Origin of the sequence: Mycolicibacterium neworleansense (genome assembly GCF_001245615.1) — a bacterium.
Taxonomy (GTDB): domain Bacteria; phylum Actinomycetota; class Actinomycetes; order Mycobacteriales; family Mycobacteriaceae; genus Mycobacterium; species Mycobacterium neworleansense.
On the sequence record NZ_CWKH01000001.1, the window covers coordinates 3,071,937 to 3,084,791 of the forward strand.

Genomic DNA, 12,855 nt, shown 5'->3' on the forward strand with positions numbered 1-12,855 from the left:
TACATACTAGGTGAGCACGGCGAATGCGCCAAATCGTCGCGCTTTCCTCGTCGAGCGTGCGGTGAGATCACCGCTGAGCTGGGAAACGCGATCTGTGTGCACCCTCGGCGCGGGCGCGCGTCCCGGCCCTCAGCTGACCACGCAGCGAAATCCGATGTGGGTGGTCGCGCTGTCCTGCGACTGCGGCGACCGTGCCGCCGGACGGTAACGGTGACAGTACTCGGGCGCGCAGAGGTGCGAACCACCCTTGAGCACCTGGTTCACCGTGGGATCCGCCCCGGCGGGCGGGCAGCACGCCGGCGCGTCGGTCCCTGGCCGGTGCTGACCGGTGAACCTCGTGGTGGTCCACTCCCACACGTTGCCGATCATGTCGGACAAGCCGAACCCGTTCACCGGGAAGGCTCCGATCGGCGAGGTGCCGTGCCAGCCGAGGGCGCCGTCGTTGCGATACGGGAACCGGCCCTGCCAGGTGTTGGCCATGAGCTGCCCGCCGGGAGTTGCCTCGTCACCCCAGGCATAGATGCCCTCGACTCCCCCGCGGGCCGCGTACTCCCACTCGGCTTCGGTGGGCAGCCGGCGGCCCGCCCAGGCTGCGTACGCCGCGGCGTCCGGATAGGCCACCTGAACGACGGGATGATCGGGTGCGGCCGGGTCCCGGTCTGGCCCGAACGGGTGACGCCAGTTGGCTCCGGGCGCCCAGTCCCACCATTGCCGCCAGTCCCTCAGGTCGACGGGGCCGTCGGTGGGCTTGAACACCAGGGCCCCGGGCACCAGATCGGCCTCGTCCACCCCGGGGTACAGCGCCGGGTCCATCGGCTGTTCGGCGATCGTGAGGTATCCGGTTGCCTCGACGAATGCGCCGAACTCGGCGGTGGTGACCGGGTACTTCTCGATGGCGAACGGGGCCACGGTCACCGGATGAACCGGGGTCTCTTCGGGGTAGAACGCCGTCGAACCCATCTGGAAGGTCGCGCCGGGAAGCTCGATGAGTTCGGAGACCACGGCACCGAGGCTAGTCGGGTTGAGGATCGTCCCGGTCAGCCCGGCATGGTGATTCCGAAGTCGGCGAGCATCTTCGAACTGGCCTCATCGAATCCCGGTGTTCCGCTCGGAGCCTCGAGACGCACGACGGCCAGGAAAGCGCCGTCATTGGTCCACACGTGAACGATGCGGTCGGCGTATTCGATGGATTTCCCAGGCTGCTCGGCCAGCATGCCCATCAGCTTCTGCCCGCTGTAACCGCACAGGTCACCGGGCAGCACGCTGACACTGTTGATCGGGTATTTCGCGACGCGCTCGTCGGCGTAGTGCTCGAAGTCCGCCCGGGCGGTCCGCGTCGTCGGGGTGAGCGTGATCTCGGCGGTCATCTCCGCCGGGCCGGTCAGCCGTACCGCTGCCGCATGTGGGGTCACCTCGGTGAACCCTTCGGGCACCGCGACCGTCAGCGACGGCGAGCCGGGCGCTTGGCTGTCGGCGGTCACGGTCGGCCCAGCCGGCGGCGGGCAGGTGATCTCGCCGGCAGCCAGCACCCGCGTGGTGGTCGGCTCGACCCCGTAGGCCGGCATGGCGAACTCCGGCGGCCGTTCGCGCTGAGGGGTGGTCACCGGCAGTGTCGTGACCGGCGCCGCCGACATCGTGGTGTCGGCGAGCGGGTCGGCGACGTGGACCGTGCCCCCACAGCCTGCCAATGCCAGCAGCGCCAATGCGCCGATGGCCACCGGAACCGCTTGCACTGCCATTGATCTGCCCTTCAGTCCTTGGCGAACGCGACGGACAGGGATCGTTCGAGGTCCTGGTACGGCTCGCCGGACAGGTCGACGGTGACCTGGCCGATGGTGCCGCCGGTGAAGGGGAACGGCGCCCGGTATTGCCGGGACACGGCCGATCCGGTGTTGCGGCCGATGCAGATGCCGCCACCGGCGAGCGCGAACATGCCGGGGTGGGTCTGCATTCCGGCCAGGGTGGCCACCGCGGCGTCGTCGACGTACAGCACGGTGTCCCCGAGTGGGGTGTGGCTGCCCTCGACGGTTCCGGTGCGCTGGTACTGCACCCCGAAAATGTGCCGCCCCAACGCAATCGGGTCTGGTGAGACCAGCGACTGCTCCTGCTCACCGAGGAAGTTGTAGACATAGTGCAGTCGCCCGCCGGCGAGGAACAGCACGTGACCGCCGTGCGCGCCACCCTGTTTGAACAAGACGCCCTGGGTGTCGGCATGCTCGACGGTGACGTCTGCGAGCACGGTGAACGACTGCCCGCGCAGTTCGGCTGCCGCGCCCAGCCCGACCTCCGCGGTGTGCGGATAGTAGGTGTATCGGGACCGCTCCCCCACCAGGTACGGCCGCCACCGGGTCATGGTTTCCAGGATGTTCAGATCGGCCAGCGGCAGGCCGTTGTACTTGCCGGCCTCGCTGAACCACAGCTCCTTGAGTTCGGCGAGTTTGTCCGGCTCTTCGTCGGCCAGGTCGTGGCACTGGCTGCGGTCGGTTTCGATGTGGAACAGCTCCCAGCGGTCGGCATCGAAGTGCGACCAGCCCGAGGGGGTCGCGGCGTGGACCGTGTTGGCGAACCAGCCCTTGTGCCAGATGCCCCGGGTACCCAGCATGGTGTAGAACTGGGTCTCCTTGCCCGTCGGCGCCTCCGGATTGTCCAGTGCCACTTTGAAGCTCACGCCGTCCAGTGGTTTCTGCGGCACCCCGCGCACGCTGGCCGGCGGCGTGATGTCGAGCAGGTCGTAGACGGTCGGGGTGATGTCACAGACGTTGACGTAGTTGTCGCGGACCGCGCCGTGGGCACCAATGCCGTTGGGCCAGGAGATGATTGCGGTGTCGGCGATTCCCCCTTCGTGCGACGCGTAGCGCTTGAACAGCTTGTAGGGCGTGTTGAACGCCATCGCCCACCCGATCGGGTAGTGGTTGTAGGTCTCCGGTGAGCCCAGCCGGTCGAAGAACTTGAGCCCTTCCTCGGCCGTGTCGATATACCCGTTGAAGAACTTGGTCTCGTTGACCGAGCCGTTGGGCCCGCCCTCGCCGCTGGCCCCGTTGTCGGAGATCACCACGATGATCGTGTTGTCGAGCTGCCCCGTCTCCTCCAGGAAGTCCAGTACGCGGCCGATCTGGGCGTCGGTGTAGGACAGGAACCCGGCGAACACCTCCGCCATGCGCGTGAACAACCGCTTCTCGTCGTCACCCAGGCCGGCCCACGGCCGCACGGTGTCCTGCGCGGGCCACGGTTCACCGTTGGGTCCCTTGACATCCGCGTACGGGTTCACCGGCGACAGTTCGGTGTCGGGCGGCACGATGCCCAGCCGTTTCTGATTCTCCAGCACGATGTCGCGGTAGGCCTCGTAGCCCATGTCGAACCGCCCGGCGTACCGGTCTGCCCATTCCTTGAAGACATGGTGCGGGGCGTGGCCCGCGCCTGGACACAGGTAGGTGAACCAGGGTTTGTCCGGGGCGATCACCTTGGCATCCCGGATGAACTCGATGGTCTTGTCCGCCAGGTCCTGTGAGAGGTGGTAGCCCTGCTCGGGTGTGGCCGGCGGATCGACCGGATGGTTGTCGTACACCAGATCCGGGTACCACTGGTCGGTTTCGCCGCCCATGAATCCGTAGAACCGTTCGAACCCGCGTGAACACGGCCAATGCCGTTTGGTGGCAGCGAGATTGGACTCCTCCAGCGGGGTCAGGTGCCACTTGCCCACGCAGTAGGTGTTGTAGCCGTTCTCGGCGAGCACCTCCGACAGCAGGGCCGTCTCATACGGAATCCGGCCGTTGCAGTTGGGGAATCCGTCGGTGAACTCCTCGATGGTGGCCATCCCGACCGTGGTGGCGTTGCGACCGGTGAGCAGTGACGCCCGGGTGGGCGAGCACAGCGCGGTGGTGTGAAATTGCGACAGCCGAACTCCGCGTTCGGCGATCCGGCTCATCGCGGGCATGTCCACCAAGCCGCCGAAGCAGTCCCAGGTGGCGATTCCGGTGTCGTCCCACACCAGGTACAGAACGTTCGGCGCGTTCTCGGCGGCAGTGGGTGCTGCGTAGGGAGCCCAATCCGGTTCGGAATCCCTGATGTCCAGTTCAATCTTGCCGTTGAACGCTGGGTTGAACGCGCTAGCCATGGCGACCTCACTCCGGTTGGCGATTCGACACCGGTAAGACTGATCGCGGAGGAGATTACACCTGCTCGCCGGTGTTTGCTGGGGAAACTGACGCTGCCTTCAATCCCGGCCCTGACGTCGAGGGCCATTGCTCCGTCGCGCCCGCATCGGTTCGCACGGCCGGTTGATCGGTGAGACCGCTCAACGGACCGGCCAGACGCGCGGCGACGGGGGTGCCCGCCGCGACAAGGGCGAGCACCGTCGATACCACGATCGGACCGGCCGCGCCGTGCGCATCGGCCGCCACGCCGGCGATGGCGGTACCCGTCGCCCCGCCCACGAGTGCGGCGCTGTTGAGCCAACCGAACGCCTCCGTCGCGGAGTGATCCGCGATTTGTCTCGACACCATCAGATACAGCGCGGACATCGCCGGGGCGAAGCCCAGCCCGGAGACGAACAACGCGACGAATTCCCACACGCGGTTGTCGACGACCCCGAACACTCCCGTCCCGATCGCCACGGTTGCCAGTGCGGCTACCAGACCCGCGAGCCCAAATCGGCGGTGCCCGAACGCCAGACCACCGAGCAGCGATCCCACGCTGGCCACCGCGATGGCCAGGCCGGCGGTCAGACCCGTGCGACCGAAAGCGGCGACGATGCCGACCTCCAGTGCCATGAAGGAGGCGACCAGCGCGAGGCTGGCGACCATCGCAAGGATGACCGCCCGGTTCGCCATCACCCGGCCGAAAGCCGTGGCGCCCTTCGGCGGCACCGGTCGAAGATGCCTGGCGCTCAGCAGGAACCACCCGGTCCCGGCCACAGTGACCACCGCGGACGCGACCAACGGGATCGCGGTCGACAGCATCGAAGCGAGGAAGGTCGTGGCCAGCGGACCGACGACCCAGATCAATTCCTGCGCAGTGGTATCGAACGCGAACAAGGCCCGCACCCCATCGCGGGGAACCAACTGCGGGTAGAGCGCGCGGACCACCGGCATCAGCGGCGGCACGGAGGCACCGATCACCACACCCAGGGTCAACAGCACCGCCGGTGAGGGGCCGGCAACGGCGAGGGCCAGCATGGCAGCGCCGTTCACCACGGCCGCGGCGACAAGGGTTGCCGTCATGCCCCGGCCGGCCAGCCGGGCGGTTACCGGCATCGCGACGGCTTCCCCGACGCTGAGGCAGGCCACCGCGGCGCCGGCCAGCGCATAAGAGCCGGTCTTGGATTGGACGTGCAACAGGATCGCGAGGTTGAGCATGCCCAGCGGCAGCCGGGCGAACAGCTGAGAGGCGGTCATGTTGAGCACGCCCGGCGCCGCGAGCACGTCCCGGTACACCCGCATGACCCACCCCTTTCCACTTTCCGAGTCGACCGTCCGATAACTATACCGTCCAGACGGTACAGTTCCTTGCCCGTTGTCGTAGGCTCTGGGCATGGCTTCGTCGCGGGACCGCATCCTCGACGCCTATGAGGACGTCCTCGCCGTCGAAGGCGAGCGGTACGCCACCCTCGATGCGGTGGCCGCCAAGGCGGGCGTATCGAAAGGCGGTCTGCTGTACCACTTCCCATCGAAGGACCGCCTCGCCGGCGCCCTGTGCGACCGGCTGCTGGCGCTGGCCGCCGACGACGTGGAAGAGATGCGGACGGCTCCGGACGGACCGGCGCGGTACTACATCCGGTCATCGCACTACGCGGGCACGCCGCTCGACCGGACCCTGGTGGCGGTATCGCGGTTGCAGCAGGCCGGCGACAACCATGCCCGGTCGGTCATCGAGACGGTTTCGGCCAACTGGTTGAACCTCCTTCACGAGGCGCTCGGCGATCTCGACGTGGCCCGCGCGGTGAAGTTGATCGGTGACGGCCTGTACTACAGCGCCCTGCACCGTGCGCTGGGCGGCCACGCGGTGCAGGCACAGCAGGACGACGGATTGCTGGCGATCATCGATCGGATCACGGCCAACTCGGACACCGCTCGATGACCCAGGAACTTCCTGCCGATCAGCGGGCGGTGTCCAACCTCAGCGCGATGCCGTCGAGAAGGAGATCCAGGGCCGATTCACAAGCGCTGCGCCGCATCGATTCGTCGAGCAGACCGCTCGTGGCCGCGATGTTCGGATGGCTCTCGGCGGGCAACCGCGCGTAGGTGTCACGCCACTTGTCGTCGTCGCGCTTCTTGTGTTCGGCCGGCAACGCCTCGAAGGCGGCGTCCAGCGCGGCAAATCCCAGCATCTGGTCGATGAAGGCGTGATACACCTCCACCGCCTCGCGCTCCGGGAATCCCGCCGCGCGCAGTGAACCCAAAACCGTCTCGATGATCTGGATCTCGTGGGCACCACCGGTCACCCGGCTCGCGGCGAGCACGCCCGCTTGCGGATGCGCGAGGTAGACGCGGTGCACGCGCAGCCCGAGTTCCCGCATGTCCTCCCGCCAGCCGCCAGTCGGCTCCCACCCGTCGACCACTCGCCGTAGCAATTCGTCGGTGATGGCCAGCACCACGTCCTCGATGCCGTGGAAGTAGCGATACAGGGCGGTGGGGTCGGCCCCGAGTGCCACGCCGAGGCGTCGCACGGTCAGTCCGGCGGCACCGTGATACTGCAATACCCGCAGCGCCGCCTCGACGATGAGCTCCTCGGACAGCACCACCCCCTGCTTTGTCTGCCGCCGCCGTCGCTTCGGCGACTCCGACTTCAATGTTCGGCTCATCCGACTGCCTTCTCCGCGCTTACGTCAACGCCTTCGTGCCATTGTGCGGCGTGGACCGGCCCCGGCGCCCGGGAACGGTTATGCGATGAAGACTTTTCGCAGCGTCTCGCGGACCGTCCAGGTGGTGCGCTGCCCTTCGCGCAACCGGACCACGCTGCCCGGACGGAGATCGATCGGTGGGGAGCCGTCGTCGAAGGAGACGGTCGCGTGGCCGCACAGGACCACGAACACCTCGTCGGCCTCCACGTCACGCGAGACCCCGGGCGTGTGTTCCCAGACCCCGATCGTCACGTCCGAGAACCCGGTCAGATCACGGTGGGCCGTCATCGGCGCTCCATCGACCACCAGCTCATCGGGAAGCCGGGTGTGGTCGAGCGCCAGCGCCGCGGCGTCGACGACGCTGCCGGGCGCAGCGAGGTACTCGCTCACGAGTCGAATCCCAATCCCACCGAATCAAGCGCTTTCAAGAGCACATTGCGCCGGCCCTCACGATGGTCGGCCCGGTCCAGCGACCAGCGAGTGGCCTGAATCCCGGCCGAGGCCAACGGTTCCGGCGGAAACGGCATCGGCATGGACTTGACCATGCCGAGTTCGGTGCGGACCGTCGGGGTGCCGGCGAACCGGTCGAGCATCACCTCGGCGGCGAACCGGGTGGCCGCCACGCCGAGCCCGGTGAACCCGGCGGCGTATCCGACGCGGTCGCCGTACGCGGATCCGAAGAACGCGCAGAACCGCGTCGACGTGTCGATCACGCCGGCCCACCGGTGGCTGAACCTCACGTCCTCCAGCTGCGGGAAGGTGGTGAAGAAGTGGCCGGCCAGCCGGCGGTAGGTGGCATCTCGGTCTTCGTACTCGGGCCGGATCCGGCCGCCGAAGTGATAGATGGCGTCGTACCCGCCCCACAGGATCCGGTTGTCTTTCGACAACCGGTAGTAATGGAACTGATTCGACATGTCGCTGATGCCTTGCCGGTTCCCCCAGCCGATCTCGCCGAGCTGGGCGTCGGTCAGCGGTTCGGTCATCAAGGCGTAGTCGTACACCGGCACCGTGTGGTAGCGGTAGCGCTTCAGCAGTGATGGAAATCCGTTGGTCGCCAAGATCACCCGGTCGGCCTGTACGGACACACGCTCGGTGCGCACGGACAGCGGCCCACCTCGGTGCTCCTGGTCGAGACCGAGAACCTTGCTGTTCTCGTAGATCTCCACGCCGAGTTCACCTGCGGCGCGGGCGAGTTCACTCGCAAGCTTGGCGGGGTGAACCAACGCGGCGGCGTCCTTCGACCACACCCCGGCCAGATATGTGGGCGAGTGCACCTCGGCACGGATTCCCTGCTGGTCGAAGTAGACCTGGCCGGGCCGCAACGCGGCGTCGGCCAGTTCGGCTGCCTGGTAGGGCTCCAGCGCCACCGCGATCGAACCGGTCCGCTCGAAGTCGCAATCGAGCTTCAGCGACTCGACGGCCTTCTCGATGCCGTCGAGGTTCTCCGCGCCCAGCCGGTCGAGCAGTTCGATCTCATCCGGCCAGCGGCTGCGTCCGTTCTCGGCGCCGTGGGTGAGCGACGCCTCGACGAAACCGCCGTTGCGACCCGAGGCCGCCCATCCGATGGTCTGCCCCTCGATGAGAGCAACCCGGGCGCCCGGGTCCCGCTGCTTTGCCAGCAGCGCTGACCACAGGCCGGTGTACCCGCCGCCCACGACGACCAGGTCGTAGCGCGACGACGGCTTGGTCAGCCCGGGATGGCCAGGCCCGCCAGGAATGTCGTCGAGCCAGAAGGGCTGAAGGGCTGTCGACGCCAACGCGCGCTCGATCAGGCCGGGGGCGGGAGTATTTCGTTCGAAAACGGTTTGCACGGGTATCTTCCTGGACAGTGAGGTACCACCCAGTAAGACGCATCCCCTGCCCTACCTCAAGGGTGTTGACGTAAGCGCAGCAGCCGCGGGATCAGCACCCGCGTATCGGGCACGAACGGCCAGGCCGGATCGGCCAGATGCGTTTCGAGCTCCGCATCGGTCCACCACCAGCCGTCCACGATCTCTTCGGGTTGATGGCGGATCGGACCGTCCCAGCGCGCCTCGTACGCATACAGGTGACACCGCATGGGCTCACCCGCCCACTGCCCGTCCCACGCCGCCGAGGCGAGCTCGGTCAACGGGAGCCCAGAGATGCCCAATTCCTCGGCCAGTTCCCGGGTTGCGGCCTGCACCGGCGTCTCCCCCGGGTCGACGACACCGCCGGCGAGGCAATCGTGCATGCCAGCGAACACCGCCTTCGTCAAGGTGCGGCGGTGGACGTAGACACGTGTGCCATCCACAGAACGCACCAGCACCCCGGCGCTCGCATGCCACAGGCCCTCGGCATAGACCCGTGAACGGGGCTCCGCGCCAATGACATTGCCACCGGCGTCATACACCGCGACGAGTTCTTCGGTCACGTCGTCACGTTACCGGCCGGCGCGCCGGTGTCGCGGCTACGGCGTAACGATGTTGAACCAGAACGGGAAGGTGTCGAGCAGCCCGACGAAGTCCTCCACCGACTGCTTGTCGCCTTCCAGCGTGACGTTGTTCGCCGAAATGGCGTCGTTCAGGTTGACCTTGCCCATCTGAATGTCGTTCATGGTCGCCTTGGTCAGCTTCAGCGTGGCATCGGACTGCGGCAGCAACCCGTCCGAATAGTTCAGTACACCGTTCTCCACGGTCAGGCCGTACTGCTTCTTCAGATCGGTGAAATCGACGTTGAGCGCGATCTTCTTGCCTGCGGCCTTGGGACCGTTCAACCGGACACCGAGGTAGTCGAACATCATCTCCGGCGGCATCGCGGCGATGGTGTCCGGACTTGCGGTATCGGTACCGCCGGATGTCGGTACCCCGTTGCGCAACTCGTAGGCACCTTGCAGATACACCGAACGCCACGGGCCGGATTCAGCCTGGTAGCCCATCTGTTCGTAACTGTCGGCCAGCAGGTTCTTGCCGTTCACGCTGTCGGGGTTGGCGAAGACGACCTGCTTGAGCACCATCGCGGTCCAGCGGTAGTTGCCGTTGTCGAAGTCCTTTTTGGCCTTGTCCAGGATGGCGTCCTCCCCGCCCATGTACTCGACATACTTCTTGGCCGCCGCTACCGGCGGCAGGTCGTCGAGGTCAGACGGGTTGCCGTCATACCAACCCATGTAGCGCTGGTAGACCGCGCGCGAGTTGTGCTTGAGCGTGCCGTAGTACCCGCGGTCCGGCCAGAAGTTGTTCAGTTCGGGCGGAAGGGCGATCTCCTCGGCGATCTCCGAACCGATCATGCCGTTGTTCATCATCCGGACCGACTGGTCGTGCATGTACTTGTACATGTCACGTTGCTTCTTCCAGTAATCGATGATCTTGTCGCGACCCCACATCGGCCAGTGGTGGCTCTGGAACTTGACGTCGGTGTTGGGGCCGTAGGTGCGGATGGTGTCGTTGAGGAACTGTGCCCACTTGAGCGCATCACGCACCTGCGCCCCGCGCAGGGTCAGCAGGTTGTGCATGGTGTTGGTGGTGTTCTCAGCCATCCACATGGCCTTGAACTGTGGGAAGAAGGTGTTCATCTCGGTCGGCGCCTCGGTGCCGGGAGTCATCTGGAACTCCATGTCGACCCCGTCGATGGTCATCTTCTGGCCCGTGGTGGTGATGATGTCGGTCGGAATGATCAGCGTCGGCAGGCCGGTGGAGACCGTCATACCCAGGCCACCGTTGACCCCGCCCTCGGCATTACGCGGGAGCAGTGCGCCGTACATGTAGACCGCGCGCCGGCCCATCGCGTTACCCGCGATGACGTTCTCACTGACGGCGTCCTCGACGAACGCCTGCGGAGCAATGATTTTGACCTTGCCCGAGTCGACGTCGGCCTGATTCACGATGCCGCGTACGCCACCGTAGTGGTCGACGTGGGAATGGCTGTGGACGACGGCGAGTACGGGCCGGGTGCCCAGGTGCTGATTGGCGAGATCGAGTGCCGCCTTCGCGGTCTCCGGTGAGATCGCCGTATCGATCACGATCCAGCCCGTGTCACCTTGGACGAACGTGACGTTCGACAAGTCATAGCCGCGTACCTGGTAGATCCGGTCAGCCACCTTGAACAGGCCGTACTCCATGCACAACTGCGCATTGCGCCAGAGACTCGGGTTGACGGTGTCCGGGGCCGGCTTGTCGGCGCCGATGTACTTCTTGTACTCCTCCAGGTCCCAGACGACGTTGCCGCTGGCGTCTCTGATGGTCAGTGTGTCCGGACGTGCCACGAGATTCCGTTGCGCGTCCTCGAAGTCACCCTTCTCGTTGAACGGCAGGCTGTCGAGCACCTTCTGGTTCGCCGCCTTGGTGGCCTCGGTGGCGCCCTTGACATTGTTGTCGGTGTTCAATCCCGCACTGCCGCTGGCGGATCCGCTGCCGGTCTGGTCGTCACACCCGGCCACCAGGGCGGTCGCGACACCGGCCACGGCCAGTCCCCCGAGCATTCGGCGTCGCGGCAGTTGCGCTCGCAATTCGTGAGGCTTATCGGTTTGATATGACTTCGAATTGTGATCCATGCCCGCTAATTATGCCGCGCTATCGCGCGATTCGAGCACAATTCGCCCTAGCGACCGACTTCACGCTTTGAGCACCTCCACCACCGGCGCATAGTCGGCAAATCGAATTGCCCAGCAAGCAAACGAGTGTCGGCCTTCGACAGAAGAATCACCAGGCCCACCAAATGGCGTCACACCGTCCACCAATTCTTTCCGTCGGAGACCACATCCACCGCCACGCCACAGGTGAGCGTGAAATCGCACTCACCGTCGATCACCTGTCCCGAAATGGCGTTCAGCGTCGCATCGGAGCCGGAAACGTTCTTGACGGTATACCGGCATGTGTTGTGCGCAGCGGTGGGCAACGTGACGGACGAAACCCCGGATGCGAGCAGGTATACGTACTCGACCCCAGGTGAATTCCCCAACGTCGCGCCTGAAGACGACAACGTATCGACCACCCGTCGCGGTGCTGCCGTCAGATTTCCCGATGTGTTGCCTGCGATCCCGACATTGAGGCCCTCGGCCCGCACCGGCGCCACGCGGTATCCGTTGTTGTCCCACTGGTTTCCGGATATCGCGATGTCGTCGACATACCGGGCATCCACCGCATAGCTCCAGCCCGCACCCTCATCGGTATTCGCGATGAAGTTTCCGGTGATGTTGAAACCCCTGGTCCGGTGGCCGGAATCGACGGAATAGATTCCGATGGCGGGATATTCGTCCGGTGCGCCCTTACCGCCGTTCGTGATGTTGTTCCCGACGATCGCCACCTGCTCGTCATCCGCCTCCAGCCACGGCGGCATCGTGAAGATGATGGCTTCTCTGCGTGCCCCCTCGCAGATGTTGCCGATGATCGTCAGCTGTTTGTTTCCGCGCAGCTCGATGTTGTGCTGCGGGGCCCCGTTGAGGTGATTGGCGAGGACCCGGACCGGACCGGCCTCGATCGACAGGTTGGGACCGGTCGATCCGATGTTGTTGTTGACGATCCACGAGTCGTAGAACCGGTAGGTGGTGTGGATGCCGTAACCCGTGCTCTGTTCGATGAAGTTGTCGTCGATCCAGTTCAGCAGGCCCTCGGCACGGGCGTTGAGCCGCATACCGTAATCGGTCCAACCGACGATCCAGCAGTGCCTGACGTAGCTCTTGTCCAGATCGACGTCGAGGCCGGGAGATCCCTGAGTATCCGCGTCTATCTTGAGGTTTTCGATTCGGCATTCGGTCCAGCGCCCGCTGATCGGCGCGACCTTCGCCTTGACCCGCAACCGTGCCGCGCGTTCACCGTCGCCGAGCAGCCAGACCTGGGAGAACCCGTGGGCGCCGTTACCGATCGAATCAGACAGTGCATAGTCGCCCGCGGGAAAGAACACGGTGCCGCCACCCGCGTCGTCGGCTGCCTGTATCGCCCGCAGTATCGCCGCATGATCGTCGGTCTTTCCGTCCCCGGTGGCACCGTGCGACCTCACATCGATCACAGACATGGTGCCCAATCTATGGCGAATTCCGGGTATTCGATCGGGTATCCGGTCAC

At 65.7% G+C, this 12,855-nt stretch carries 11 protein-coding genes; 1 reads left to right on the forward strand and 10 read right to left on the reverse strand.

Annotated features, from left to right (window positions below; translation table 11 throughout):
* Positions 1 to 129 precede the first annotated feature (129 nt).
* The 4 genes from BN2156_RS14735 to BN2156_RS14750 are packed head-to-tail and all read right to left on the reverse strand — an operon-like array spanning position 130 to position 5,438.
* Positions 130 to 1,002 (reverse strand): formylglycine-generating enzyme family protein, encoded by an 873-nt coding sequence (locus BN2156_RS14735; protein WP_090515005.1) that lies wholly within the window; start codon positions 1,000 to 1,002, stop codon positions 130 to 132.
* A gap of 35 nt (positions 1,003 to 1,037) precedes the next feature.
* Entirely contained in the window at positions 1,038 to 1,739 is a 702-nt protein-coding gene (locus BN2156_RS31165) for a hypothetical protein (RefSeq protein WP_235625311.1), read from the reverse strand.
* A gap of 11 nt (positions 1,740 to 1,750) precedes the next feature.
* Entirely contained in the window at positions 1,751 to 4,114 is a 2,364-nt protein-coding gene (locus tag BN2156_RS14745) for an arylsulfatase (RefSeq protein WP_090515007.1), read from the reverse strand.
* Between the two features lie 55 nt (positions 4,115 to 4,169).
* Entirely contained in the window at positions 4,170 to 5,438 is a 1,269-nt protein-coding gene (locus BN2156_RS14750; RefSeq protein WP_090515009.1) for an MFS transporter, read from the reverse strand.
* Positions 5,439 to 5,529: 91 nt separating this feature from the next.
* Between BN2156_RS14750 and BN2156_RS14755 the strand changes: the two genes are divergently transcribed.
* Positions 5,530 to 6,075, forward strand: coding sequence for a TetR/AcrR family transcriptional regulator (locus BN2156_RS14755; RefSeq protein ID WP_090515011.1), 546 nt, complete (start codon positions 5,530 to 5,532; stop codon positions 6,073 to 6,075).
* 19 nt (positions 6,076 to 6,094) lie between these two features.
* On the opposite strand, the gene BN2156_RS14760 is transcribed toward BN2156_RS14755, so the two are convergent.
* From BN2156_RS14760 to BN2156_RS14785, 6 genes are all read right to left on the reverse strand, one after another.
* The gene (locus BN2156_RS14760; RefSeq protein WP_090515013.1) at positions 6,095 to 6,799 is read right to left on the reverse strand and encodes a TetR/AcrR family transcriptional regulator; all 705 of its coding nucleotides are present in this window, start codon (positions 6,797 to 6,799) and stop codon (positions 6,095 to 6,097) included.
* 78 nt (positions 6,800 to 6,877) lie between these two features.
* The gene (locus tag BN2156_RS14765) at positions 6,878 to 7,228 is read right to left on the reverse strand and encodes a cupin domain-containing protein (RefSeq protein ID WP_235625312.1); all 351 of its coding nucleotides are present in this window, start codon (positions 7,226 to 7,228) and stop codon (positions 6,878 to 6,880) included.
* Positions 7,225 to 8,649, reverse strand: coding sequence for an NAD(P)/FAD-dependent oxidoreductase (locus BN2156_RS14770; protein WP_090515015.1), 1,425 nt, complete (start codon positions 8,647 to 8,649; stop codon positions 7,225 to 7,227). Before BN2156_RS14770 ends, BN2156_RS14765 begins: the two co-directional genes overlap by 4 nt.
* 56 nt (positions 8,650 to 8,705) lie before the next feature.
* Entirely contained in the window at positions 8,706 to 9,230 is a 525-nt protein-coding gene (locus tag BN2156_RS14775) for an NUDIX hydrolase (RefSeq protein ID WP_090515017.1), read from the reverse strand.
* A 36-nt stretch (positions 9,231 to 9,266) separates the two neighbouring features.
* Positions 9,267 to 11,300, reverse strand: coding sequence for an alkyl/aryl-sulfatase (locus BN2156_RS14780; RefSeq protein ID WP_235625313.1), 2,034 nt, complete (start codon positions 11,298 to 11,300; stop codon positions 9,267 to 9,269).
* Positions 11,301 to 11,515: 215 nt separating this feature from the next.
* The gene (locus BN2156_RS14785; RefSeq protein ID WP_090515020.1) at positions 11,516 to 12,805 is read right to left on the reverse strand and encodes a glycosyl hydrolase family 28-related protein; all 1,290 of its coding nucleotides are present in this window, start codon (positions 12,803 to 12,805) and stop codon (positions 11,516 to 11,518) included.
* Positions 12,806 to 12,855 lie beyond the last annotated feature (50 nt).

Bases quoted from the DNA above. Each gene is read 5' to 3' on its own strand.
- BN2156_RS14760 (WP_090515013.1), bottom strand. From the start codon at position 6,799: ATGAGCCGAACATTGAAGTCGGAGTCGCCGAAGCGACGGCGGCGGCAG.
- BN2156_RS14755 (WP_090515011.1), top strand. From the start codon at position 5,530: ATGGCTTCGTCGCGGGACCGCATCCTCGACGCCTATGAGGACGTCCTC.
- BN2156_RS14750 (WP_090515009.1), bottom strand. From the start codon at position 5,438: ATGCGGGTGTACCGGGACGTGCTCGCGGCGCCGGGCGTGCTCAACATG.
- BN2156_RS31165 (WP_235625311.1), bottom strand. From the start codon at position 1,739: ATGGCAGTGCAAGCGGTTCCGGTGGCCATCGGCGCATTGGCGCTGCTG.
- BN2156_RS14785 (WP_090515020.1), bottom strand. From the start codon at position 12,805: ATGTCTGTGATCGATGTGAGGTCGCACGGTGCCACCGGGGACGGAAAG.
- BN2156_RS14745 (WP_090515007.1), bottom strand. From the start codon at position 4,114: ATGGCTAGCGCGTTCAACCCAGCGTTCAACGGCAAGATTGAACTGGAC.